The sequence below is a fragment of the Roseivirga ehrenbergii genome, assembly GCF_001593005.1.
In the GTDB taxonomy this organism is placed as follows: domain Bacteria; phylum Bacteroidota; class Bacteroidia; order Cytophagales; family Cyclobacteriaceae; genus Roseivirga; species Roseivirga ehrenbergii.
The window spans coordinates 1-578 of sequence record NZ_LQZQ01000025.1; the positions used below are offsets into that span (position 1 = coordinate 1).

The following is a 578-nucleotide window of genomic DNA, read 5'->3' on the forward strand; positions in this document are numbered from 1 at the left end:
ACTGAAGGTTATTTCTCAAGAATTAACTACAACCACAACGACAGATATTTCGCTTCTTTCTCTTTCAGAAGAGATGGTACTTCTAGATTCTCTAAAGATGCTAGATGGGGTAACTTCTGGTCTGTGGGCGGTAGCTGGAGAATGAGCGAAGAAGCTTTCATGAGCGGCATGAGCTGGATTGATGAATTAAAACTTAGAGCATCATACGGACAAACTGGTAATGACAACGTAGGCGGATACTATCCTTCTCAAACATTATACTCTTCTGGTAGAAACAACGGTGCTAACGCTGGTTTCTTTAGCTATAGCGTTGGAAACAATGCCCTTCAGTGGGAGAAAAACACCTCTGCTGACGTAGCTGTTGACTTCGAAGTATTAGGAAGAGTTAGAGGTACTGTTGAATACTTCAACCGTTACTCTGACAACCTATTGTTCTCTGTGCCAATTCCAAGTGAATCAGGCTATACTTCTCAGAACAGAAACATTGGTAAAATGGTAAACAGAGGTTTAGAATTCGATGCTAACGTTGACATCTTGAAATCTTCTGGTGGACTTGAGTGGAACTTTGCTTTAAACGC

Annotated in this window: 1 protein-coding gene; it reads left to right on the forward strand. The window is 41.2% G+C overall.

Annotated features, from left to right (window positions below; genetic code table 11):
* A partial coding sequence (locus tag MB14_RS10190) for a TonB-dependent receptor domain-containing protein (RefSeq protein WP_157716574.1) occupies nucleotides 1-578 on the forward strand: 578 nt, incomplete at both ends.